21 protein-coding genes and 1 pseudogene are annotated in these 23,285 nt (G+C 69.0%); 13 read left to right on the top strand and 9 right to left on the bottom strand.

The window, feature by feature from the left end:
- Positions 1-152 precede the first annotated feature (152 nt).
- Positions 153-818 (top strand): hypothetical protein, encoded by a 666-nt coding sequence (locus F8M74_RS26030; RefSeq protein WP_216620493.1) that lies wholly within the window; start codon positions 153-155, stop codon positions 816-818.
- Here F8M74_RS26030 and F8M74_RS26025 read toward each other — a convergent pair.
- Both F8M74_RS26025 and F8M74_RS26020 read right to left on the bottom strand, forming a co-directional pair.
- Positions 815-2,338, bottom strand: a complete 1,524-nt coding sequence (locus F8M74_RS26025) for an MBL fold metallo-hydrolase (RefSeq protein ID WP_141256742.1) — start codon at positions 2,336-2,338, stop codon at positions 815-817. The genes F8M74_RS26030 and F8M74_RS26025 overlap by 4 nt on opposite strands.
- The gene (locus F8M74_RS26020) at positions 2,335-3,630 is read right to left on the bottom strand and encodes an HD domain-containing protein (protein ID WP_141256741.1); all 1,296 of its coding nucleotides are present in this window, start codon (positions 3,628-3,630) and stop codon (positions 2,335-2,337) included. The genes F8M74_RS26025 and F8M74_RS26020 overlap by 4 nt, the downstream gene beginning before the upstream one ends.
- A gap of 134 nt (positions 3,631-3,764) precedes the next feature.
- Between F8M74_RS26020 and F8M74_RS26015 the strand changes: the two genes are divergently transcribed.
- The 3 genes from F8M74_RS26015 (at position 3,765) to F8M74_RS26005 (ending at position 6,786) form a co-directional block, all read left to right on the top strand.
- Positions 3,765-4,844, top strand: coding sequence for an ATP-grasp domain-containing protein (locus F8M74_RS26015; RefSeq protein ID WP_141256740.1), 1,080 nt, complete (start codon positions 3,765-3,767; stop codon positions 4,842-4,844).
- Positions 4,756-5,223, top strand: a complete 468-nt coding sequence (locus F8M74_RS26010; protein WP_141256739.1) for a GNAT family N-acetyltransferase — start codon at positions 4,756-4,758, stop codon at positions 5,221-5,223. Before F8M74_RS26015 ends, F8M74_RS26010 begins: the two co-directional genes overlap by 89 nt.
- Positions 5,224-5,286: 63 nt before the next feature.
- Positions 5,287-6,786, top strand: coding sequence for a transglutaminase family protein (locus tag F8M74_RS26005; RefSeq protein WP_171410411.1), 1,500 nt, complete (start codon positions 5,287-5,289; stop codon positions 6,784-6,786).
- 22 nt (positions 6,787-6,808) lie between these two features.
- Here the strand turns inward: F8M74_RS26005 and F8M74_RS26000 are convergent, their stop codons facing one another.
- On the bottom strand, positions 6,809-8,899 hold the full coding sequence (locus F8M74_RS26000; RefSeq protein WP_141256737.1) for a thioredoxin domain-containing protein: 2,091 nt from the start codon (positions 8,897-8,899) through the stop codon (positions 6,809-6,811).
- 115 nt (positions 8,900-9,014) lie between these two features.
- On the opposite strand from F8M74_RS26000, the gene F8M74_RS25995 reads away from it, so the two are divergent.
- Complete coding sequence (locus tag F8M74_RS25995; RefSeq protein WP_141256736.1) at positions 9,015-10,382, top strand: glycosyltransferase family 39 protein; 1,368 nt, start codon at positions 9,015-9,017, stop codon at positions 10,380-10,382.
- A 175-nt stretch (positions 10,383-10,557) separates the two neighbouring features.
- Positions 10,558-11,637, top strand: a complete 1,080-nt coding sequence (locus F8M74_RS25990) for an aquaporin (protein WP_141256735.1) — start codon at positions 10,558-10,560, stop codon at positions 11,635-11,637.
- On the opposite strand, the gene F8M74_RS25985 is transcribed toward F8M74_RS25990, so the two are convergent.
- From F8M74_RS25985 to F8M74_RS25975, 3 genes are read right to left on the bottom strand one after another with little or no spacing between them, the layout of a single operon-like run.
- Entirely contained in the window at positions 11,634-12,341 is a 708-nt protein-coding gene (locus F8M74_RS25985; RefSeq protein ID WP_141256734.1) for a TenA family transcriptional regulator, read from the bottom strand. The genes F8M74_RS25990 and F8M74_RS25985 overlap by 4 nt on opposite strands.
- Positions 12,311-13,231 (bottom strand): GNAT family N-acetyltransferase, encoded by a 921-nt coding sequence (locus F8M74_RS25980; RefSeq protein ID WP_141256733.1) that lies wholly within the window; start codon positions 13,229-13,231, stop codon positions 12,311-12,313. The genes F8M74_RS25985 and F8M74_RS25980 overlap by 31 nt, the downstream gene beginning before the upstream one ends.
- Positions 13,228-14,217 (bottom strand): DUF3419 family protein, encoded by a 990-nt coding sequence (locus F8M74_RS25975; RefSeq protein WP_141256732.1) that lies wholly within the window; start codon positions 14,215-14,217, stop codon positions 13,228-13,230. The genes F8M74_RS25980 and F8M74_RS25975 overlap by 4 nt, the downstream gene beginning before the upstream one ends.
- Before the next feature lie 25 nt (positions 14,218-14,242).
- On the opposite strand from F8M74_RS25975, the gene F8M74_RS25970 reads away from it, so the two are divergent.
- The 5 genes from F8M74_RS25970 (at position 14,243) to F8M74_RS25950 (ending at position 17,689) form a co-directional block, all read left to right on the top strand.
- Positions 14,243-15,175 (top strand): fatty acid desaturase, encoded by a 933-nt coding sequence (locus F8M74_RS25970; RefSeq protein WP_228560615.1) that lies wholly within the window; start codon positions 14,243-14,245, stop codon positions 15,173-15,175.
- Positions 15,168-16,040, top strand: coding sequence for a phosphatase PAP2 family protein (locus F8M74_RS25965; RefSeq protein WP_141256730.1), 873 nt, complete (start codon positions 15,168-15,170; stop codon positions 16,038-16,040). Before F8M74_RS25970 ends, F8M74_RS25965 begins: the two co-directional genes overlap by 8 nt.
- A gap of 63 nt (positions 16,041-16,103) precedes the next feature.
- Positions 16,104-16,229 (top strand): hypothetical protein, encoded by a 126-nt coding sequence (locus F8M74_RS38075; protein WP_239004914.1) that lies wholly within the window; start codon positions 16,104-16,106, stop codon positions 16,227-16,229.
- Positions 16,230-16,241: 12 nt separating this feature from the next.
- Positions 16,242-16,832 carry a DUF350 domain-containing protein gene (locus F8M74_RS25955; protein ID WP_141256729.1) on the top strand — a complete coding sequence of 197 codons (591 nt, stop codon included), beginning with the start codon at positions 16,242-16,244 and terminating at the stop codon, positions 16,830-16,832.
- Positions 16,829-17,689: a hypothetical protein gene (locus F8M74_RS25950; RefSeq protein WP_141256728.1), complete on the top strand. Its 861-nt coding sequence runs from the start codon at positions 16,829-16,831 to the stop codon at positions 17,687-17,689. Before F8M74_RS25955 ends, F8M74_RS25950 begins: the two co-directional genes overlap by 4 nt.
- Before the next feature lie 12 nt (positions 17,690-17,701).
- On the opposite strand, the gene F8M74_RS25945 is transcribed toward F8M74_RS25950, so the two are convergent.
- Entirely contained in the window at positions 17,702-18,469 is a 768-nt protein-coding gene (locus tag F8M74_RS25945; RefSeq protein ID WP_141256727.1) for a tRNA(His) guanylyltransferase Thg1 family protein, read from the bottom strand.
- On the bottom strand, positions 18,459-18,929 hold the full coding sequence (locus tag F8M74_RS25940; protein WP_228560613.1) for an ATP-binding protein: 471 nt from the start codon (positions 18,927-18,929) through the stop codon (positions 18,459-18,461). The genes F8M74_RS25945 and F8M74_RS25940 overlap by 11 nt, the downstream gene beginning before the upstream one ends.
- A gap of 268 nt (positions 18,930-19,197) precedes the next feature.
- Between F8M74_RS25940 and F8M74_RS25935 the strand changes: the two genes are divergently transcribed.
- A complete protein-coding gene (locus F8M74_RS25935; RefSeq protein ID WP_141256725.1) occupies positions 19,198-21,504 on the top strand; it encodes a S8 family serine peptidase in 2,307 nt (768 codons plus the stop codon).
- A gap of 79 nt (positions 21,505-21,583) precedes the next feature.
- Here F8M74_RS25935 and F8M74_RS25930 read toward each other — a convergent pair whose 3' ends face one another.
- Positions 21,584-22,660, bottom strand: coding sequence for a DNA gyrase subunit B (locus tag F8M74_RS25930; protein ID WP_141256724.1), 1,077 nt, complete (start codon positions 22,658-22,660; stop codon positions 21,584-21,586).
- A 95-nt stretch (positions 22,661-22,755) separates the two neighbouring features.
- On the opposite strand from F8M74_RS25930, the pseudogene F8M74_RS25925 reads away from it, so the two are divergent.
- Positions 22,756-23,280: pseudogene (locus F8M74_RS25925) on the top strand (AAA family ATPase); the annotation flags it as partial.
- Positions 23,281-23,285: the final 5 nt, after the last annotated feature.

Below are 23,285 nucleotides of genomic sequence, written 5' to 3'. Positions count from 1 at the left end.
AACTCGCCCCCGACCCGCGGTGCAGTCCTCCTGAGGCGTGCCGGCAGCGCGGCGCCACGAGACGCCGCGCGCCGTCCGTTCAGCGCGAAACCCAGCAGGGAGGCGATGGCATCCGTGCCCGAGCCGTGTTCTCACTACGAGCATCAGCGCCCATGCTCTCCCCTCCGAACCGCCCCATCCTGCTGACGCTCCTGCTGCCCGCCCTCGCGCTCGCCCAGCCAGCGGATGACGCGCCGCGGATGCCAGAGCCCGTGACGGCCACGCAGCAGCGGCACGCGGTGGGCCGTCCGTCACCGGCCTCTCCCCGGATGCATCCGTCCCAGGATGCGCCGTTCCCGCTGGGCGCGCGCCTGGTGGGCGAAACGGTGGGCGGCGCGCTGATGGGCGCCTCTGGCCTCGCGGTGACCTTCCTCGGAGGTGTCCTCGTGTCGGACCGGGTGTCCTGCGGCTACAGCGAGTGCCGCTCCGGGAGGAACCTCAGCCTCATCAGCGCTTCGATTGGGATGGGGCTCGGCGCGGCGTCAGGCGTGTATCTGGGAGGCTCGCTGATGGATGCACGAGGCGGATTCCTGCCCACGCTGCTGGGCGGACTGGTGGGAACGGCCGCGCCATTGGCCGTCGTGGCGCTGTCGGACGAAGCGTCCTGGGCGGTCCTCACCACCACCTTCGCCGTGCCCGTGGCGACGTCCATCCTCGCGTTCGAGCTGTCCCATGGCGCCTACGAGCGGCGACGCCAGCAGGAGCGCCCCATAGTGATGGTGCCCACGGTGAGCCTGGCCCCAGGAGGCGGGGCGCTGGGGCTCGCCGGCCGATTCTAGGCGCGGAAGTACTGGAGCGACTCCTCACGCACGAGGCCTTCCTCCACCAGCTTCTCCAGGGTGGCCAGCGCGCTGCGCTCCGCGATGGGATGCAGCAGCGGCGGCGTGTCCGCATAGGCCAGGGACACCACCTGCGCCAGCGTGGCGCCGTTGGGTGGCACGGACTGAAGGATGAGTGCCTCCCGCGCCGCCCGGTGGTCCAGGTACTCCTGGAGCTTCGCGGGCCCGTCCGGAATCGGTGAGCCGTGCGCCGGGTACAGCGTGCTCACGGGCCAGTCCCGCAGCCGCGCGAGCTGCGTCAGGTAGTCCCGCATGTGCCCCTCCGGCGGGTCGATGACGATGGTCCCCACACCAGCCACCATGTCCCCCACCACCGCCGAGCGGCTGCGCTCGTCCACGAGACACACGTGCCCCTGTGCATGCCCCGGCGTGTGCAGCACGCGCCAGCGCTGCGGCACCTCGCCCGCCAGCTCCAGCACGTCACCGTCCTCCAGCAACCGCTCCACGGGAAAGTCCAGGCGGTCCGCCGTACGCGCGTGGCACCACAGCGGGATGCCCAAGCGTTCCTTCACCGCGCGCGCGCCGCCCACGTGGTCACCGTGATGGTGGGTGAGCACCACCGCCACGGGCCGCAGCCCCTCCGCCTTCAGGCCCGACACCAGCGACAGCAGCTTCGCGTACTGCTTCACGTCCGCGGCGCCCGGGTCCACGATGAGCAGCTCGCCGTTGCCCAGCACATACGCGTTGGTATGCGCGGCCGGCGGCAGCGTGGGAGTCTCCAGCGCCACCACGCGCACGCCCTGCTGGAATTCGATGCGCTGCGAGACGTAACCCGGGCAGAACGGAGGCGTCGCCAGGCGCGCCAGGACGTCGGACGCATCCGTGAAGGTGCCCAGCACCTGGAAGGCATGCACCGCGGGCGGGTGCAGCAGCGCCGTTCCATCTCCCCACCGAGCCAGGGCATCAGCGGGCTTCACCCAGGCGCCCTCCGCGAGCTCGCCGGGCCACCACTCCGCGCGCGCGTGGGCGGGCATCTCCACCAGGTAGAAGCGCGTATCGAAGCGCACGGGCAGCGACGGCGGCGTCACCCACCTGCCCGCGGCCCGGAAGTCATCCGCGTTCAGCGACAACCCCTCCGCCTTCAACAGAGCGCCCCACCCCAGCGTCCCGTCCAGGAGCGCCTTGCGCAGCGACGCCACCTTCGCGGCGGACAGCGCCTCGGCGCCGTGGGCCACCAGCACGCCCGTCTCCTCGAAGAGCTCGCGCGCCGCGGCCGAGCGCAGCGCCGCCTCCTCTCCGCTGGCGCCCGCCACCGGCACGTCCGCGTCGGCCGCGTCCAGCTTGCCGCCGGGAAAGGCATAGAAACCGCCCGCGAAGCGAAGCGCCTTGCCGCGCTTCACCCAGAAGACCTCCACGCCCTCCCCCGCGCGCCGGTACAGCAGCGCCACGGAAGAAGGGCGGGCCTCCACCGGACTGTGGGTCAGCAGGTCCAGGCCCAGGCTGGGAAGACGCTCGCTCATGACTCCACCGCCTGGCCAAGTACCCGGCCCATCATCGCATGTGCCTTGTCCGCCTGGTCTGGGCGGACGTACAGCCGGACGAGCCGCACCGCTCCACTGTAGCGTTGATACAGCGGCGTGTAGCGCGCCACCTCGGTCAGCCGGCCGGTGGAGGCGTCGATGATGTACAGGCTCGGCCCCCGGCCAGACGGCCCGGAGGTGTACTTGCTGAGCACGTTCTGGGACTCGACGACGTAGTGGTCGAACTTGTGGGACACCAGCGCGCTGCGCAGCACGTCCAGGTCGTAGCCCGTGTCCCGCTCCGTGAACTGCGCCAGCAGCTTGTAGCCCTGCCGCTGGCTGATGCGCTGGGCCCACTGATTCTTGGAGCGGCGCAGCGTGTACCAGAGCGCCGAATCGTCACAGAGCAGGAACTCTTCCGGATCCGAAGGAATCTCGAACTCGCCGGGCGACTCCTCGTAGTAGCGCCGCAGCATGTAGTCGAAGTTCACGGAGGTGTGGTGCAGGTACACCGACACGAACATGTGGTAGCGGCTGAGGAGGAAGTCCTCGAAGGCGAAGGCCGCCGCCCGGCTGAGGGCGAGGTAGGCCCGCCCGTCCTTCATCGCGGGATTGAGGTTGCTGACAATCCAATCCATGTCGTACCGGCCATAGTTGACTCCCGTGTAGAAGGAGTCGCGCAGCAGGTAGTCCATGCGGTCCGCGTCCAGCTCGCCGGAGACGATGGCGCGCAGCAGCGGCGTCCAGTCCACGCCCTGGTGCGTGAAGCCCGGGTCCTTCGGCGGCTTCGCTCCCGACACCAACGCCACCGCCGCCATGGGCGTAATCCCCATGCCGCCGAAGTGCTTCTCGATGATGGGCGTCAGCGAGCTGTCGAGGAGAATTTTCGCCGTGTAATCCTCATGCGTGGCCAGCTCGCCCTCCGCGGTGCCGTCCAGCCAGGATGGCAGGCGCAGGAGCGAGCGCTTCGGGGCGATGCGCTCCGAGGCATGCGACAGCGGCATGTGCCCCAGGTCATGGCAGAGGACCGCTAGACGCACCGCCGCACAGAAGCGCTCCCGCACGTCCTCCGGCAGCGACGAGCGAGCAGCCACCGCGCCGAACACGCGCGAGGCGACATGCATGGCGCCCAAAGAATGGATGTGGCGCGTGTGCGTGGCCCCGGGAAAGGCCAAGTCCCCGAAGCCAAGCTGTCGGACATACCGCAGCCGCTGGTAGTGCCGACTGTCGATGACGGCCTTCTCGGGGTCGCTGACCGGGATGGTGCCGTGGATGGGGTCACGAATGCGCATGATTCCCTTTCCATACTCCTGGATACCCCCTCGGGAGGTCATCAAACGTACCGCGAACCTTTCCGGGGAGCAGCCGGCCTCACGTGCAGACTGTGACGAAGGCAGGGGACGTGGTAACCCTCCCGCACCACCGAATGCACATCATCCTGCTGCACAACCGCGACCACGACCTCCTTGAGGACGACCCTGGGCGGGAGGCCCGGGAGGATGTGGTCCGTGTCGTCTCCTCCATGGCGGACGCCCTCAACCAGGGCGACACCCTGGCCGAACCGCTCGCCATCGAAGGTGACCGGCTCGACTTCATGGACACCCTGCGCCGGCGCCAGCCGGACCTGGTCGTCAACCTCTGCGAGTCGTTGGCGGCCGACAGCCGGGGCGAGATGGCCATCCCCTGCCTGCTGGACGCGCTGGGGCTGGCCTACACGGGCTCGAACGCGTTGGCCCTGGGCCTGGCGCTGCACAAGCCCAAGGCAAAGGAAGTCCTCACCGCGCGCGGCGTGTCCACGCCGTCCTTCCGCGTGGTGGAGCGCCTGGAGGATGCACTGGCGGTGGACCTGCCCTGGCCGCTCATCGTCAAGCCCGCGCGGGAAGACGCCAGCATGGGCGTGACGTCGGAGTCCGTGGTGCACGAGCGCGCCGCGCTGGTCCGCGCCTGTGACGCGGTGCTCCGTGAGTTTCATCAGCCGGCCCTGGTGGAGCAGTTCATCCCCGGGCGGGAAATCTATGTGCCGCTGCTCGGCAACCGGCCGCGCCAGGCGCTGCCCCTGACGGAAATCGTCTTCGGTCGTACGTTCGAGGACAGACCCAACATCGTCTCCTACAACGCCAAGTGGGAGGCGGCGTCGGCGGAGTACCGGGACACCACCAGCGGATTGTGCCGGCTGGACGCGAACCTGGAGTCCCGTTGCGTGCAGGTCGCACTGGAAGCCTTTGCAGCACTGGACTGTCAGGACTATGGACGGGTCGACCTCCGGGTATCCCCGGAGGGCGTGCCCTACGTCATCGACATCAACCCCAACTGTGACCTTCATCCGAGCGCGGGGTTCGCCAAGGCCGCCCTGGCCGCCGGAATGGACTATCCGGCCCTGGCGTCCCGGCTCGTGGAGGTCGCGCTCGAGAGAGCACATGGACATCCGTCCCATCGAAGAAAAGGATCGGGCGCCAATCGCCGCCCTGATTCGAAAGATCGAAACCTTCTCGCCGCAGGAGGTTGAGGTCGCCATCGAGCTGGCGAACACCACGCTCACGCCGGGCAACACGGACTACGCCATCATCGTCGCGGACCGCGACGGCGAGCTCGTGGGCTACGTCTGCTACGGCCCCACGCCGATGACGGAGGACACCTACGACTTGTACTGGATTGCGTCCGCACCGGCAGTTCGCGGTCAGGGCGTAGGCGCGGCGCTGGTGTCCGCCATGGAGGGCGACCTGCGCCGCCGCAACGGCCGCCTCATCCGCGTGGAGACGAGCGCCACCGAGGCCTACGGCCCCACGCGCGGCTTCTACGCCTCCATGAAGTACGGCGAGGAGGCGCGCATCCGGGATTTCTACAAGGTGGGGGACGACCTCATCATCCTCACCAAGCGGCTGTAGTCCCCACGCCGCCAGGCCGGGCGGGTGAAGACAACGGCCCCTTCCCTCGTTAGAAGGGGCACGATGACTCGCACGCACCGACCGACCTTGCTGGCCCTCGTGCCCCTGTGCGCCCTGCTGGTGGGCGCACCGTCCGCGCTCGCGAGGGCGCCCGCCCCGGCGGCCAAGGCCACTGCCACACAGGCCCCCGTCTCCGACGTGGTGAAGGCCGCCCGCCCCAAGGGCGGCGAGTACTTCGGCCTGTACCTCATGGACAAGAAGGTCGGCTGGCTCTTCACCGACCTGGAAGTCCTGCCGGGCCAGCCCGCGCGGGTGAAGACGACCAACCAGCTCGTCTTCAAGGCCATGGTGGGCTCGCGCGTGTCGGAGCGCATGCATGACGAGGAGCGCATCTACGAGGCAAAGCCCGGTGGGCGCCTGCTGTCCTTCGTCGTGAAGCAGACGGGTGACGGCGGCACGCAGACGCTGGTGGGCACGGCCACCGCGGATGGCTTCCAGGTGGTGCGCAAGCGCCCGGGCCGCCCCGACGAGACCCTGCCCAAGCGGCCTCCGACGAAGGAGCGGGTGGAGGACGCCGACCCACCGCGCGTGGCGCTGCTGCGCAAGGCGAAGGTGACGGGCTTCTCGCTGGATGGAATGGACCTGGAGTCCTACGGCCTCTCCACCACCGTGGAGCCCGAGGAGCAGCGGACCATCAACGGCGTGCAGGTGAAGCTGGGCAAGGCCGTCACCGTGTCGGAGAAGGAGAAGGTCCCCGTCGTTTCGTACATCACCCAGCGCGGAGAGATGGTGCTGGTGGACTACGGCACGACGATGCAGGCCCGGAAGGAGACGGAGGCCGTCGCGAAGCGGCTGGACCTGGTGGAAGTCTTCGGCCTCACCCGCGTGGTGCTGCCCAAGCCGCTGCCCGAGTCCGCGCGCACCGTGCCCGGCCACGTCACGCTGGTGGTGCAGGGCCTGCCCGCGAAGTTCCAGGAGCAGACGTACCGGCAGCAGTTCAAGCCGCAGGCGGACGGCAGCGTGGAGGTGACGCTGTCCGCCGCCGCCCCCAAGGCGCGCAAGCCCCTACCGCTGAAGGACCCGGAGGGCGGAGAGAATCTCAAGTCCACCCTCGTCGTGGAGAGCGACGCGCCGGCCATCCGCGAGCTGGCGAAGCAGATTGTGGGGACAGAAAAGGATGCGTACCGCATCGCCCAGAAGGTGAACACCTGGGTGTACTCCAACCTGGAGAAGGACTACGGCGCCAGCGCGGACCGGGCCACAGACGTGCTGAGCCAGAAGAAGGGCGACTGCACGGAGCACTCGCTCCTGTCGGTGGCACTGCTGCGCGCGGCGGGAGTGCCCGCCCGGCGCGTGGACGGCGTCATCTACATGGTGAACCAGGACGGCGTGCCCGCCCTCTACTGGCACGAATGGGTGGAGGCCTTCGTGGGCGAGTGGACCCAGTTGGACCCCACCTTCAACCAGGTGGTGGCGGACGCCACGCACTTCGCCTTCGGCAAGGAAGGCAACGCCGAAATCACACCGCTCATCGGCGCGCTGAAGGTGACGGCCGTCAAGTGACGCAGGCCGCGCCGGCCCCTGCTCAGGGGCCGGTGAGTGCCGCCAACCGCTGGGCCAACTCGTCCGGCTCAGTAACGGGCAGCTCGCAGACAAAGCCCCGGCACAGGTAGGCGGCGGCCCGTCCCTTCACGGGCTCACGTCCTTCGAAAGTCCCTTGTAGCAACGCAGGCACGGGCTGCCCTGGTGCCTTCCAGGCCAGCGCCACCGTGGGCGCGAAGGCACGGTCCATGGCGGCCCGCAGCGGCGCCACGTCGTCGGACGCGCCCGCGACGGTGACGGACGCCGCGCCCTCCAGCAGCGCATCCGCCGCCAGGCCCAGGTAGCCGTAGCCCATGGCGTTTCGCACGAGCCCGTCGTGCATCCGCGCCACGTAGCGCTCCGGCAACGCCAGGTGCTGCTTGTCACCCGTGAGCGCCGCCAGCTCCACCTGCGCCTCCGTCAGCGTGGAGGCGCCGGACGGGAAGGCGTTGTCGAAGAGGCCATACGTCGCCACCACCAGATCCTTCTGTCCCCGGGGCGCGGTGAGGTACGCCTCCTTCTCCGCGTCCCAGAAGAGGTCCACGGCCCGGCGCACCAGCGCGTCCGCCGCCTCCAGGTACTTCACGTCGAAGGTGGCCTGGTAGAGCGCGGTGAGGCCCGAGGCCAGGTCGCCGTAGTCCTCCAGGAAGCCGTCGATGCGCGCCTGTCCCTCCTGGTACGAGCGCGCCAGCCGCGTCCCGTCCCACGCCTTCTCCAGCACGAAGTCCGCGGCGTCCGCCGCCCACTTCGCCCACTCCGGCCGGCCGAAGACACGCGAGGCCAACGCGAGCCCGCGAATCATGAGCCCGTTCCATCCCGACAAAAGCTTGTCGTCCCGGCCCGGCTTCACCCGCCGCTCCCGCGCGTCGAAGAGCGTCTGCTTCGCCGCGGCCAGCTCGCGCTCCACGGCGTCTTCGGAGAGGCCGCGCTCCCGCGCCAACTCCAACACGGGCACCACCACCTCCAGCACCGTCGCGCCATGCTCGAAGTTGCCGCCGGGTTTGATGCCGAAGTGACGCAGCACCAGTTCCGCCTGCGCTTCCGGCAATGCCGCGCGGACCTCCTCCGGGCGCCAGACGAAGAACTTCCCCTCCTCGCCCTCGCTGTCCGCGTCCTGCGCCGCGTAGAAGCCGCCGCCCGCGTCGGTCATCTCGCGGCGTACGTAGGCCACCGTCTCCTCCACCACCTTGCGCCACAGCGGGCGCGGCTCCACCTGCTGCGCCTGCGCGTAGAGGTGCAGGAGCTGCGCGTTGTCGTAGAGCATCTTCTCGAAGTGGGGCACCAGCCAGCGCTCGTCCACCGAGTACCGGTGGAAGCCGCCTCCCAACTGGTCATAGATGCCGCCCAGGGCCATGCGCTCCAACGTCAGGAACACCGCGTCCTTCAACGGCGCGCCGCCGCCTCTTCGCCACGCGCGCAGCATCAGCGCGAAGTTCATCGGGTTGGGGAACTTGGGCGCGCCGCCGAAGCCCCCGTGGACCGCGTCCACCTGCTTCGCCATGCGCTGGCCCATGCCCACCACGTCCGCTGCCGTCAGCACGGCGGGCGCGGCCTCCAGGCCGTAGGTGGCCAGCTCCCCGAGCCCTTCCTCGAACTGGGCCGACTGCCGCTGCACCTCGTCCTGCTTGTTCTCCCACGCGTCCCGCAGCGCCATCAGCAACCGGGGGAAGCCCGGGCGGCCGTAGCGGTCCTGCGGCGGGAAGTAGGTGCCCCCGTAGAAGGGCTTCAGGTCTGGCGTGAGGAACACCGTGAGCGGCCAGCCGCCGCCCTGCCCCATGAGCTGCACCACGCCTTGATAAATCTGGTCCAGGTCTGGCCGCTCCTCGCGGTCCACCTTGATGTTGATGAAGCCCTCGTTCATCAGCCGGGCCGTCTCGGGTGACTCGAACGACTCGTGCGCCATGACGTGGCACCAGTGACAGGCGGAGTAGCCCACGGACAGCAGGATGGGCTTGTTCTCCGCCTTCGCCTTCGCGAGCGCCTCCTCCCCCCAGGGGAACCAGTCCACGGGGTTGTGTGCGTGTTGGCGCAGATACGGAGAGGGTTCCCGGGCCAGACGATTGGAAGTGTCAGCTGACGGAGGGGGCGTGGCCATCGGGACTCCTGGAAGAGGAATTGCTGTCGAGATACGTACCCGCGTGAGGGCGGGCAAGCCGAAAGCACTGGAGGGATGCTGGTCAACAGAGGGGTGGGCCGGGTAGGTCGCCGTCGTGTCTCCGCCGTCTCCCGCGTCGACGGGCCTCAGTCTGAAGACCTGCGTGGCGCTGCTCGGCGTGGCGATGGGGGTGCGGCTCGCCCTGGTGCTGGGCACGGACGTCTACTTCGACACCGCCTATTACTGGCAATGGGCCCGCAAGCTCGACTGGGGCTACTTCGACCACCCCCCCTTGGTAGCCTGGCACATCGCCCTGCTGGGCATCGAGGGCACGGCGATGCTGTGCGGCGTGGGGACGGTGGCCGCGGTGTGGCGACTGGCGCGCGACGTCCATGGTGACGCGGCGACAGCCTGGCGAGCGGCGGCGCTGTGGAGCGTCGTCCCCGCGGGCGCGCTGGCCGGCGTGTGGCCCACGCCCGACTCGCCCCTGCTCCTGTTCTGGACGCTGACCCTGTGGGCCCTGTGGCGAGAGCGGTGGGTCCTGGCGGGACTGGTTGGAGGGTGCGCCCTGCTGTCGAAGTACCCGGCCGTGCTGCTGGGCGTGGCGTTCCTCATCACCACGGTGCGAGCGCGGCGCATGCCCTGGGGAGCATGGGCCACGGCGACGCTGGCGGGCGCCTTCTTCGCGCCGGTGGTGTTCTGGAACGCAGGCCATGACTGGGTGGGCTTCGCCTTCCAACTCAGCCATGGCCTGGGACGCGACTGGCGCAGCAGTTGGAGCACCTTCGGCGAGTTCCTCGCGGGCCAGCTCGCCCTCGGAGGCCCCGTGCTCTTTCCCCTCGCGCTGGTGTACGGCGTGCGCGGTCCGCGCGAGCACTTCCTGCTGCGCATGGCGGCCTGCGTCCCCCTGCTCTTCTTCGGCTACGCGGCGCTGCGCACAAGGGGCGAGGCCAACTGGCCGTGCGCGGCGTACATCGCGGCCTGCGTGGGCGTGGCGGGCATGCGGCCGCTTTGGCAGCGCGCGGCGGCGTTCAGCGGGCTGGCGGTGGTGCTGGTGGTGGGCTCGCACCTGCTCTTCCCCGTGCTCCACTTCCGCCGGGATACGGCGCTATGGCGGACGCACGGATGGAGCGTGCTGCGCGAGCTGGCGACGCCGCAGCGGCTGTTCCCGGACCTGTCGCCCGACAACGTGGCCGCCGTATACGCGCCCAACTACCAACTGGCGTCCCAGGTGGCCTACTACGCGCGGCGGCTCACGAACACCGGGGCGCCGGCCCGCTTCAGTCAGTACGACCTGTGGTCCGCCCCAGAAGTGACACCCGGGCACGACGTGCTGTGGGTGAGCGAGGGCGGGCCTCAGCCTCCCGAGGACCTGGCCTCTCGCTTCACCGCGCTGGAAGGCCCCGTGGAGCTCTTCGGCGACTTCCGTGGACGCCGGTTGCACACCTTCCAGGTGTGGCGGCTGCGAGCGCGCAAGCCCTGAGCGTCGACTTCGGGGACCTCCGCGTCCCAGCCAACGGGCCTTGTTCACCGACGGGCAGTCTGGTCCCCTGCCTTTGACGGTGCCACGGGTGAGCCATAGGTTGCCGGCTCCAGGTGCGGCGGTGGAGCCGGTCTCTCCCAGGGGCCCGCGGACCTGCTTCCAGGAGGGGCTTGCCGTGACGCACGCATTCCAATCCCCTGCCGCGCCGGATGACGTGGCCCGGATGAACCGCTCCCGGCGGCTCGTGGTGGAGGCGCTGGGGTGTGGCCTGCTCGTGGTGGCCCTGGAGGGTGCCCACCACGGCGCCGAGCACCTGGGCGTGAGCGCCACGGATGGACGCCTATTCATGTCCCTGGCGGCGGGCGCGGTGCTGGCATGCCTGGCCTTCGTGCTTCAGCCGCTCACGGGCGCGCACTTCAATCCCGCGCTCACCTTCGCGGATGCGCTCGAAGACGGCACCCCGTGGCGTGACGTTCCCCTGTACGTGCTGGCCCAGGTGGGAGGCGCCGTCGCGGGCCGGTTGGTGGCCCACGTCATGTGCCATGAGCCGATGCTCGTCGCCGCGCGTGAGCCCGCGGCCAGCGCGGCGCAGTTCGTCACGGAGCTGGTGTCCACCTTCGGGTTGCTCGTCATGGTGCGCGGCTGCGTGCGGAATCGCCCCGCTGCGATTCCGCTGGTGGTCGCCGGTTATCTGGCCGCCACCGTCTGGTTCACCGACTCCCGTGCCCTGGCGAATCCGGCGCTCATCCTCGCCCGGGCGTTCAGCACCCGCCCCAGCGCCATGCACCCCATGGATGTGGAGTCCATCATCGCCGCGCAACTGTTGGGCGCCGCGCTCGCGGTGCTGCTCTTCCGCTGGCTGCAGCGGACGCCGAGCATGAAGCAGGCCCGCGTATGGACCATCGTCTTCGAATGCTCACAGCCGGAGGTCGCGCAGCAGGCCGTGGGCATCTTCAACCACCTGGCCTCGCCCCAGCGCGCACGGGCCACGGCGCAATGGCGCGCCAGCGAGAACACGGACCTGCCACCGCTCATCATCCGGCTGGTGCTCGCGGGAGAATCCCCCACGCCGTCGCACCTCGGCGGTGTCCCCTGGCAACTGCAGGTCTCAGCCGACGCGGTGACCACCGAGGAACCCCGGCTCCGCGCGGAGCTCCGAGCCCCCATCCACCAACTCCTCCGAAACCGGGGATGGCTGCGGCTCTACGCTGTCGGCGACGCGGCGCGGGAAGGTCCGGGCGGGCCGCGGCCCTAAGCCAGCCGGCGGTGACGCGCCCGGAACAGGCCGTCGTACAGGCCCAGGAAGAGGTGCCCGCCCAGCGCCAGGCCCTGCTCAATCTCGGCCGCCCCCGCCTCCGTCTCGTAGGGCACATCGAGCTGCCGGTAGAAGCCTTCCGCGTGCTCCTCGTCGAGGTCCGCGTGCGTGGGGTAGTGCACCACCTCGCCATGCTGGAGCCAGCCCCGCGCGACGATGCCGCGTCCCAGCTCCAGGGAGATGCCACTGAACAGGTCCTCGATGATGCCGAACACGGCCAGCCCGGTGAGCGGCCCCTCGAACGCGGCGATGCCCGTGAGTGCGACGTTGAAGGCACGCACCTCCGGCCATGTCCCATGTCGCTCCGCGCGAGCCGTCTCAACTCCCAGGCGAGCGAGGAGCAAGTGGAACGTGCGCTCGTGGCCGTGAGCCAACGTGCCGCGGCCGTGCTCGTCGAAGATGTTCTCCACCAGCGGCAACCGCTGGTTGGGATGTGGCAGACGACTGACGAGCATCGCCATGGGCCTGGAGAAGTGCGCCACCGCGGAGAAGAACTGGAGCTGCGTCTCGACGAAGTCCTCCCGCGCGAAGGTGCCGTCTCTCAGTGCGCACAGGTAGGGCGCGTCCAACGCGCTCCATGCCGCCTTGAGTCCGGCGATGTGCTGACGCAGCTTCAGATTTCGGACGAGGGAAGGTGCACCCATGCTGGCGCTCTGACGGGAAAGGAGAGGTCGAGAGAATAGACGGTGCACACCGAATCCTGGGCGATGCCCACCTCACGCAACCAGCGGACATGGTCCTCCAGCCGCTCGTCGATGCTGAAACAGGTGAGCGCCTCGCCCCCGAGCGCCGCCAGTTCCACACCACAAGTGCGAAGGTACTCGCCCCAGCCGTGCGTCCAGGCTTCGGGCGGCGCCGACAGGTGGACCAGCGGCCACGGGCGTCCCGTGGACAGCCGCTGAAGGTCCTTGGCCCCCGCCGTGGTGCACCACCCCGCCCCTTCCAGCGTCCTGGCGGGCGCGGGTCCCAGGCGAAGCCCCGCTCCCGTGGGACGCGGGGGCGCACGCCGGGTATCCAACGCCTCGAGTCGCGAGGGAGGTACGAAGTAGAGCGCGAGCCGGCTCGCCGGACGTCCCATGCGCAGCGGGTTCCAGCCTCGGGCGATGCGCATCACGTCGCCCCGGGCGCCGCGCATGGCCGCGCCGTAGAGGAAACGAATCCGGCGCAGCGGGGGAATGAGGAAGAGGTGCTTGAGGCCCTGAAGCAGGAGCTTCGTGGAGAGCCCGGAGCCCCGCGCGTGCTTCGCCAGCTTGAGGTCGCAGATGTAGAGCGCGTCCACCTTCCGCGTCCCGTGCCACACCGGACGCAAGACCCCCGTCACGGAACCGAGCAAGTCGTCGCCACGGAGCGCCAGCAGGAAGTACGCCTCTCCCATGGAGGAGAAGAACGGGTGGTACCCGGGCCCATGGTCGATGAAGAAGTGGTCGGCCCCATCCGCGAGTGGATAGAGGATTTCACGCTCCAGCAGGCGCAGCCGCTCGACATAGGGCCCGAGCGAGTCAGGCCGGGCAACGATGAAGCGCACGTCACTCATGGGCTGTCTGGCACGCGGAAGCCGACCTCGATGCGCTCGTAGAACAGGCTCCTGTCCCTGGCAAGCAGCTCCGCGCCGAGCGCGTCATCGAACTCGAAGGCAGGCTGGAAGAAGCGGCGAAGGTCCCGGCGGTTGTTGAGCTGACGGATGAGGACGGCGCAACCGGGCCGCGCCTCACGCACGAGCAAACCTGCCCACTCCGCCACCAGCGCGTCTTCCGACCAGTCGAAGATGTTGGAGAGCGAGATGACGTCGAAGCGGTCCAGGCGCGGCACATCCGGCAACGAGCCCTGGACAAGCGTCAGCGCCAGCGGGCCTTCGGCCCGGAGATACTCGGGGGCATCCTCACGCAGGTACCTGCCGAGCAGCACGTGCTGGAGGAAGGGATTTCGAGGCGCATCCTCGCGCTGGAGCCCGCGTTCGAAGACCGCCTGGAAATAGCCAGGATACGAGCCGGGCTCGGCATGTTGTGTCGCCGCGGGACCAAACATGGTGTTCAGCAGCGGCGCCGCCAGGGCCAGCTCGAAGCCCACGGGCCAGTAGGGCGAAGCGAACCAGCGGGCACAGGCCTCCCGGCGTTGTGAGGCCGTGGTGGCCGGCGCGAAGAAGGCGGCGAGTTCATGCGAGGGCGCGACGAACTCCTCGATGAACCGGCGGAGCGTGCGGAAGAGCCCCTCGAATTCGCCGCGCTGATTCAGAGCCGCGGTGTCCTCCTCTTCCACGCTGAACCGCGCCAGCGGAAGGCGACCGAGTCCCTCCGCCTTCTCCCGGACATGCGCGAGCTGACGCAGGTTGAAATCGAAGCCCACCAGTTCGAGCGCGGGATGGCGCCGCGCCAGGGTGAGGAGTGTGCAACCTCCCGACGCCACCGTGAGCACGGCCCGTGCCCGCGTGCGCTCGACGAGCGCCAGCTCCAGCGCGGCATCCTCCCGGACAACGGCGAACTTCAAGCGAAGGGGCGGCGTCGAAACCAAGCCAGGTTCCATGGCATGGTTCTACCTCGGAACCCCCATGCCGCTCGCGACAGAATCCCTCACCCCTTCGCAGTTGCGTGAATTGGAGCAGGTCGATGCGCGGCACGTTCCGCGGCTCGCCGTGTTCCTCATGCTCTATCTGGGCGCGGCGGCGCTGTCCGTGATGCTCGCGGCACGGGACGCGGCCTGGACAGACTGGCTCGCTCGCGCCCCGCTGTACCTCATCGCCGCGGCGTCGTTGCATGGCATCAGCCTGTTCACCCACGAGGCCGTCCACGGAGGCCTTGCGCGGCGGCCCTGGTTGAACCGGCTGGGTGGCATCGCCTGCGCGCTCCCGGTGTTGCAGAACTACGCGGCCTACAAGGTGCTGCACCTGAAGCACCATGCCGACCTGGGCGGCGGGAAGGACCCGGACCACTACGCCAACTACACGGGGCGGCGGTGGCTGGAGTTGTTGATGCATGTGGGCCGGCTGCTGCTCGGTTATCCCGCCTACATCACGATGATTCCCATCCTGGGTTGGCGACAGGGAACGACCGCCGAGCGCCGATGGGTGATGTTCGAAGTGGCGCTGGTCGTCGCGGGCCTGACGGCCGCGGTCATCTTCATCCCCGGACAGGTGCTGCTCCATGCCTGGGCGATTCCGATGCTCCTCCTCAACACCCTGGTCAACGTCCGGGGCATGAGCCAGCACACCTTCCTGCCAGAGAGCACGCACCCGGTCCGAGGCTCCCGGACCATCCTGTCGAACCCGGTGACGCGCTTCTTCATGTGCAACGAGAACTACCACCTGGAGCACCACCTGTACCCCCGCGTGCCCTGGTACAACCTGCCCGCGCTGCACCGGACGCTGCGCGCGGACCTCGTCGCGCAGGGGGCCCCCTTCATCCCGTCCTACTTCTCGTTCGTGCGCGGCGTCCTCTCCGGTTCGCTCATCCGAGGGGCGAAACCCGCCACGCCCGATGCCTGAGCGGCTGTACCCGCACGAAGTCCTGCTGGCGGCGTTCGGCATCGCCCTCTCGACGGCGCTGGTGTTCGTCGCGGGAGTCTCCGCGGCTGTCACCGTGCAAGCAGTGGGCGGCACGGTGATGTTCATGGGCAGCGTGGCGCTGCTGGCGCGACTGGACGCAGTGGCCCATGTCTTCCGGGCACGGCTGCTGCTCGCCTACCTCGCGACGTTCTTCTTCTATGCCTCCGTGAAGCAGGCCGTCCCCGCGCTGGGGCTCGTGACTCGTGACGCCTGGCTCCTGTCCGCTGACGTGTTCCTGTTCGGCATCACCCCGGCCGCCTGGCTCCAGCGGTGGAGCACGCCCTGGGTCAACGAGTTCTTCAGTGCCAGCTATCTGGCGTTTCACGGCTACCTGCACCTCGCCATGGCCTGGGCGCTGGTGGGCCCCCGTGCGCGGGCGGAGCGCTTCTTCATCGACGTCTTCTCCGCGTATGTCCCGGGCATCGCCGGCTACTACCTGATGCCCGCCGTCGGGCCCGTGGCCGCCTGGCCGGAGTTGTTCACCCTCCCCATCGAAGGCGGCTGGTTCACACAACTGAATGCCGCCGTCGTGACGAGCGGCTCCTCCACCTACGACCTCTTCCCCAGCCTGCACACGTACATCACGCTGGTGCTGCTCGAACACGACCGGCGCCAGCACCCGTGGCGATTCCGTCTGATGGTGCCCGTCGCCGTGGCCATCCTCATGTCCACGCTGGTGCTGCGTTATCACTATGCCGTGGACCTGCTGGCGGGCGCCGTGTGGTTCATTGGGGTTCGCGCCTGCTTCCCCTGGCTCCGGGCGAGCAGGGAGGCGCTGACGGCTCCACGCCCTGGAAGCGGATGAACTGGGCGGGCTACACGTACCGCAACCGGCTACTCCACGGCCCTGGCCGTGGTGAATGGCTGGATGACCAGCACCGGGCACTGCAACAACATCATGAACCCGGCGCTGCTGGAGATTGGCGTCGGCTCCTTCAACGCGCCGAGCAGCACGTACCGGCACTACTGGACGCAGGCCTTCGGCCGGCAGTAACACCGGGATAGAATGCGTGGCCGGGCGCTCATCCAGGGCGCCCGGCTCGCCTCGCTCGTCATGGACCTCGTCCTGCTATTCGTCGGTCTCATCAAGGTGGTGTTCGGCGGCCTCGTCGCCGCGCTGGGCATCTGGCTCGCGCTGCGTGGACTGAGCCGCATCCTCGGCGCCAACCCCGTGGAGGAGCTGCGCCAGGGCAACGTTGCCGCCTGCCTCGTCCACGCCGCCAGCCTGGTGTCGCTGGGCCTGCTGGTGCAGCACGCGGTGCAGGCCACGTCGGACGCGCTGGACCTCGCCGTGCAGAATCCGCCCCTGCATCTGCTGGTCGTGGGCCGGCTGGTCGCAGTGGCCGTCCTGCACGTGGGGCTGTCACTGGGCGTGGGCGTCACGGTGCTCGGCACGGGCGTGCTGCTGTTCGACCGGATGACGCCGGGCATCGACGAGCTGGCGGAAGTGCGCAAGGGCAACGTCGCGGCGGCGCTCATCCTCTCCGCCATCCTGCTGGTGCTGGCGCTGCTGACCGCCCCGGGCCTCCAGGCGGCGCTCAACGGGCTCATCCCCTTCCCCCAGCTCCCTGAAGGGACGCTGCGCGCGCCCGCGTGAAGACGTTCTTCAAGTGGATGCTCGGCGTGGTGGGCCTCGCCAGCTGCTTCTGCTGCTGCGGCCTGGGCACGCTGGGCCATCTGGCGGGCATGGACATCGCGCCACCGGAGCCCGGCCATCCCAGCGGCGCCCGCGCGGTGGATTTGGGACTGGTGCTGCTCCCGCCGGGCACCTCACCGCAGCGGGCTCGTGACTATGACTGGCGAGCGGACAGCATCCAGCCCCCCGAGCACCACGTCTCATACGGCCTGGGGACGGCGCTGGCCCAGACGCTGGCGGATGAACACGCGGCGCTGGGCCGCCGGCTGCACTACCGCTCACTGGGCAGGGAGCGCTTCTCGTTCAACGCACCGCCCGGCTGTAGCGCCGACATGCGCTGCATCTACGAGGAGTTGATGCGCACCAACGCCGAGCCCGTGCGGAGGCTGGGTGACACCTTCGTCGCCTCCATCCGTGAGCGGAGGCTGGATGCCGCGCAGGCCACGCAGCTCATCCTCGGCTTCGTGCAGAGCATCGACTACGAACTGCCGGAGCACGACGCCTTCGGCATCGTCCCGCCGGCGCTGGTCCCCGCCGAGAATCGCGGAGACTGCGACTCCAAGGCGGTGCTCGCGGTGATGCTGCTGCGGCAGGCGGGAGTCGACGCGGTGGTGCTGTACTCCGACCCGCTGTCCCACGCGGCGGTGGGGGTGGGGCTGCCCGGCAAGGGCACGGCGCTGCGCTACGCCGGGCGCAGCTACCAGTACGCGGAGGTCACCGCCCAGGGCTGGCCGCTGGGCATGATTCCGCCCCAATACGACAAGCCCCGGCTGTGGAAGGTGCTGCCCCTGAACGGGGGCCCGGACACCGCGGGCTGACGCCCCTGGGCCTCAGTCCGCCTCGGCGCCTGGCGCCGCGAGCAGGCCCCGCACCAGGTGCTCGTAGGCCTCCTTCATCGGAAGCTCGGAGTCGACCTTGAGCCGCCGCCGGAGTGTCTGGGTCCGCCTGCCATCCCGTGGGTCCACGCCCTCCTTCTGGTACGCCTCCCACCACACCCCGCTTCCACGCCGTTGCCACAGGGGCACGTCGTTGAAGTTGATGCCTCGCTGGAAGAGCAGCTCGTTCTTGTAGCTCACGGGCTTGCCGTCCAGCTCACGGGTGGCCTGCGCCGCGCTCCGGCCCTCCTTGCGCAGCGTCCAGTAGCACCAGCCATGCAGCGAACACCGGCTGCCGTCCGCCTGCCGCCAGAGGAAGTAGTCCAGCACCGCCCGCTCCGATGCGCCCAGCCATGCGCGGCCATCGAACACCGCCGGGACACCCGCGGCGTGCGTGAAGGTGGCGCTGGCCAGGCCCGCCGCCAGCGACACCACCTTCTCGACGGAACGGTCGAAGAGCGCCCAGTCCGGCCGGAAGAGCACGGAGATTTCGTCGCTCTGCGTGTAGGCGTAGACGCCTTGGAGCTCCTCCAGCATCACGCTGGCGGTGCGCACCATGAACTGGTGGAACACCGGGTCGAAGGGCTTCTCGTAGCGGTCCTCGGTGAAGCGCGAGAAGCCCCGCCCATCCACGCGCAGCACCACCCAGGCGCCCGGCAGCATGCGCTGGCCGTGGAACACCTCGCCCTGCCTTGCTCGCGCCGCCAGTTCCTCAGGGTCCATCGGGTTCCTCCATCCAGGATTGGACGCGAATGCCACCGTCGGCGGCCAGCGTCACGTAGAACAGTGCGTCGAAGCCCTCCTCGATCCGGGGCCGCTCGAGTTGCTTCACGGTGGCACGCAACGCCACCTCCGGCACCCGGGCACGCCCTTCACGCAAGGCATTGCGCGCCAAGCAGTCCTCCAGCTTCGACGCGAAGTAGTAGCCAATGATTCTGGCCTGGTACTCGCGCCCCAGGGCGATGAGGGGCGCGCGCACGTCCGCGGAGGGATTGGTGTTGTCCACCACCACCGGCCGGCCCGCCGCCAGCGCCTCGGCGATGTAGCGGCGCTGGCGAGCCTCCTTGCGAACGGCGTGAGGCCACAGGTCCTTGCTGACGTGCACGTGCGTGGCCGCGAAACGCTGCCGGTAGAGGCTGCTCTTGCCCGAGCCCTGCAAGCCAACGAAGAGAACCAGGTCCATGACGTGCGGCTCCGGACGCCTCCGCTTGAGAGGGCCTGACAGTGACGGTCCCCAGCCATAACGCTGCCACGCGAAAAAGACAGTCAACCCGACAAATCTGTCGCGTCCACAGTGTCATCCCAACGCCACAAATGCCTGTCATTCCAATGAATTCCCAGACTTGGGCATGCGTTGACACATTCCGCTTAAGCAGACTAACAAGCACGTCTCGCTTTTCGAGGATTCAAGCGTCGTGCAGCACGGAAGTCCCTCTCAAGGAGACACCGCCATGCGTATGCCGTCCTCGTTGTCCCCGCTGTCCCTCCTGGCCCTCGGTTGGGGCTTGTCCGCGCCAGTCACGGCGCTCGCCGCGAACACGCCGGACCTGCGCCCCGGCGTCATCCGGAGCACCGCGGCGCTGGGCCCCGCCCGGGTCCTCACTGGTGCCGAGGTCGAGAAGGCGCGCCTCGCCACGGGCATCGACCGCGCGGCGAGCGGCACGTATGCCCTTGCCACGGGCGCCGGGCATGTCTTCCACCGGACGGCCCAGCCCATCCATGCGTTGAAGACGCTCGACGTGCCACGTGCGTCGGTCCAGCTCCACACCTGGCAGGAAGAGACGGCGGACGGCAGGCGCCAGGACTTCTTCGCCTACAGTCAGGGCGGCGTGGCGTTGCTGGGCCGCGTGCAGCCGACCGAGTACCTGGTCCGGCTGGAGCACGCGCGCTTCGACCCGCTGAAGGGCGCGCAACCCCTGGTCGCGGGCGTGCTCACCGCGGACGCAAGCAACACCCTGCACCTGGTGCAGTTCCAAGCCACGCCCCTGCCGGAGTACCGCGACGCCATCATGGCCGCGGGGGGCAAGGTGCTGCGCTTCCTCACGGACCACACCTTCCTCGTGGAGATGAACGCCAGCACGCACAAGCGCGTCGCCGGGCTGCCCTATGTCCGCTGGGTGGGCGCGTACCATCCGGAGTACCGGGTGGAAGGCGTGCTGCGCGAGTCCCTCCAGGGCCGCGCGTTGAAGCTGGAGCCGCAGCGTTACTCCATCATGGTGGGCGAGCGCGGCGCGGCGCGACAGGGCGAGGTCGCCTCGCTGGTCCGCACGCTGGGCGGCACGGTGGAGCTCATCGAGGCGGGCGGCCTGCGCGTGGAGGCCACCCTCACCCAGTCCCAGTTGGAGCGGCTGGTGCGCTCCAATGCCGTGCAGTACGTCGACCGCTGGGGCGGGCCGGGTGAGCTCGACAACAACAACGTCCGCCAGGTGGGCGGCGCGACCTTCCTCGAGGGCGTGGAGGGCTTCACGGGTCAGGGCGTCCGCGGCGAAATCTTCGACACGGAGCTGCGCACCACCCACCAGGAGTGGGCGACGCCGCCCCTCATCCACAGCACGTCCACCACGGGCAGCTTCCACGGCACCGCCTGCTACAGCATCAACTTCGCCCGGGGCGTGGACGGAAACGCGCGCGGACTGGTCCCCTCCGGACAGGGCATCTTCTATCGCTACAACGAGTCCTCCCAGTTCGGCGGCACCAAGTCCCGCTACGACATCAACCGGGAGCTCATCGACCCAGCCGGGCCGTACCGCGCCGTGTTCCAGACATCCAGCGTGGGCAGTGCGCAGGTGACGGGCTACACCACCATCTCCGCGGAGGTGGATGACTACCTGTTCCAGTACCCCATCCTCAGCACGCAGTCGCAGAGCAACACGGGCAACCAGAACTCACGTCCGCAGGCATGGGCGAAGAACATCGTGTCCGTGGGTGGCATGTACCACTACGACAACGCCAACCGCGGGGATGACCGGTGGAATGGCGGCGCCAGCGTGGGCCCGGCGGCGGACGGCCGGCTCAAGCCGGACCTGTCGTACTACTACGACCTCATCCGCTCCGCGTCGAACACCAGCAACACGTCCTACACCAACTTCGGCGGCACCAGCGCGGCCACGCCGCAGACGGCGGGACACTTCGGCCTGCTGTTCCAGATGTGGCACGAGGGCGTCTGGGCGGGCTTCGGTGGTGGCGCGGATGTCTTCGCCAGCCGTCCGAAGATGGCCACGGCGAAGGCGCTGATGATCAACATGGCGCATCGCTACAACTGGCTCGCGGGTGGCTCCAACGGCGACCTGACGCGCGCGCGGCAGGGCTGGGGCACCGCGGACGTGAAGCGCCTGTATGACCGCGCCGCCGTGACGAGCATCATCAACGAGACGGACACCCTGCTCCCGCTCGGCACGAACACGTACAACGTCACCGTGGCTCCCGGAGAGACGGAGCTCAACGTCACCATGGTCTACACCGACCCCGCCGGCACGGTGGGCGCGGCGCACGCCCGCATCAACGACCTGTCGCTGCGCGTGACGTCCCCCACCGGCGTCGTCTACTGGGGCAACAACGGCCTGACCGCGAGCAACGTCTCCACGCCGGGCGGTGTGTCAAACACGGTGGATACGGTGGAGAACGTGTTCCTCGCCAACCCCGCCGCCGGCACGTGGACCGTGGAGGTGATTGGTGACGAAATCATCGAGGACACGAATCTGGCGACGCGCGTGCTGGACGCGACCTACGCGCTGATCGTGAGCGGCGGCAAGATTTAGCAGGCCAGGGTTGAGCTGACGCAGGCGCCGGGCCGGTGTTCCCTTCGTGGGAGTGCCGGCCCGGACTGTTTCTGGAGGGCTACCGCGAGCCGCTCGTACGCCGTGCCAGGAGTGCCGGCGTCACCGGGTGCTCGCGAAGGAGCTCGATGAACAGGGGCTGGAGCTGCTTGCGGATAGCCTCCTCCAGGCCAGGGATGGCCAGCAACTCCTTGGTGGGGCCCGCGAACGCCATCTGCCTCCGGGGTCCACTCACGGCGACGATAGCCGTCAATCCCAGGGCAACCCTCTCCCAGGGGAACGCCGCCCGGGTCGCCCCCGACAGCTTCGCCAATGCGCCCCGAAGCGCCTGGGTGACACCCTTCACGTGTGCGCCATGCCGAACGGTCCGCACGGCGTTGGCAAATGACAGCAACGTGCTGCCCTCATCTTCGCACCACTGCAATGCACACTGGACACGCAGTCCGTCCCACGTGAAATCGAAGGCGATCGGCTCGGGGTGGAGACGCGTCCTCGCCTCCGTGAGGACGTGAGCCCACTGCGCCACACCGCCAGGCAAGTGCCACAGCGTGCGCTCCTCCCGCTGGAGGTCCACGAAAGCAACGCGCAGCCCAGGAGCGAGCGCCGCCAGCTCATTACAGCGACGGGAAAGGCGAGCCCTGTCGAAGGCGAGCACCTCGAAGATGGTGGCGTCTGGAACGAAGTAGAGACGTATTCCTCTTTCCGCGGAGACGGGCATCGGCGCGATCGGCGTCACCTCAGACACGTCTCCCTGAGGACGACCATGCTCGCCCATCAAGCGCCACTGACGCCCCTCTGCCCAGATGTCCACCTGGTAGCGTGACGACAGGGCGAGAGAAACGACGAGCATGCTGTCCCAGAACAGCCCCACTTCCAGTGGCTGCCCCAAGAATCGCTTCCCTTCCACCACGGGGACCACATCACCGATAGGTACCGTGCGGCTGGTAGAGAAGAGGGCAATGGAGTTGTCCCCGCCCAGCTCCAACACCACGTCTCCGCACTGCCCAAGGAGCGCCTCTTCGAGAACCGACTCCAGGAGGAAATAGACGAGGTGATGCAGCCCGAGTTCGCCCGTGTCACCGCAGTACATGCCAGGACGCTTGCGCATCGCATCGAGGATGTCGGTGGGTGGCACCATCCCGACACTCTACTCCGGCCTCGATTGCCCATCCCGTAGACACGAGAGTCCTCGTCCCACTGGCTCCGGCCCCGCCCCAATGGCATGACTGGCCCATGGCCCGTGACGTCTCCTTCTTCGACCAGCTCGGCTCGCTCCTCGCCCAGGAACGCGAGGCCGAGAAAGCCCGCCTGGCCGCGCTCGCCCAGAGCCTCACGCTGCATGAGCGCGAGGAGCACGGCCTGTCCGTCCTGGACCTGGAGTCCATCGAGGAAGAGGTCGGCCTGGGAGGCCGGTTCCTCGTCACCCTGGGCCGCGCGGACCGCCGCCCACTGCCCACCCGGCTGCACAACGGCGACCTGGTGGCCGTGCTGCCCCGCCGCGCGGAGGTGAAGGAGCCCGCCCGCGCGCTCATCTCTCGCGCAACCGCCACGCGCATCCAACTCGCCTTCGACCGCTCCCCGCCGCCCTACGTCCATGAGGGCCTCTTGCGCCTGGACGTCGTCCCCAACGACGTCACCTATGACCGGCTGCGCGCCGGGCTCCAGCGCATCAAGGCCCTGGACAAGGGCGCCGAGCGGCACAAGCGCGAGGTCGTCCTGGGCAACGAGCCACCCCGCTTCGACAAGCCCCGCGAGGTCTAGCG

The sequence above is a fragment of the Myxococcus sp. CA023 genome (assembly GCF_010998615.1).
Taxonomy (GTDB): domain Bacteria; phylum Myxococcota; class Myxococcia; order Myxococcales; family Myxococcaceae; genus Myxococcus.
The sequence above is the reverse complement of the archived record's forward strand: the minus strand, read 5'-3'. Positions and strand labels throughout refer to the sequence as shown.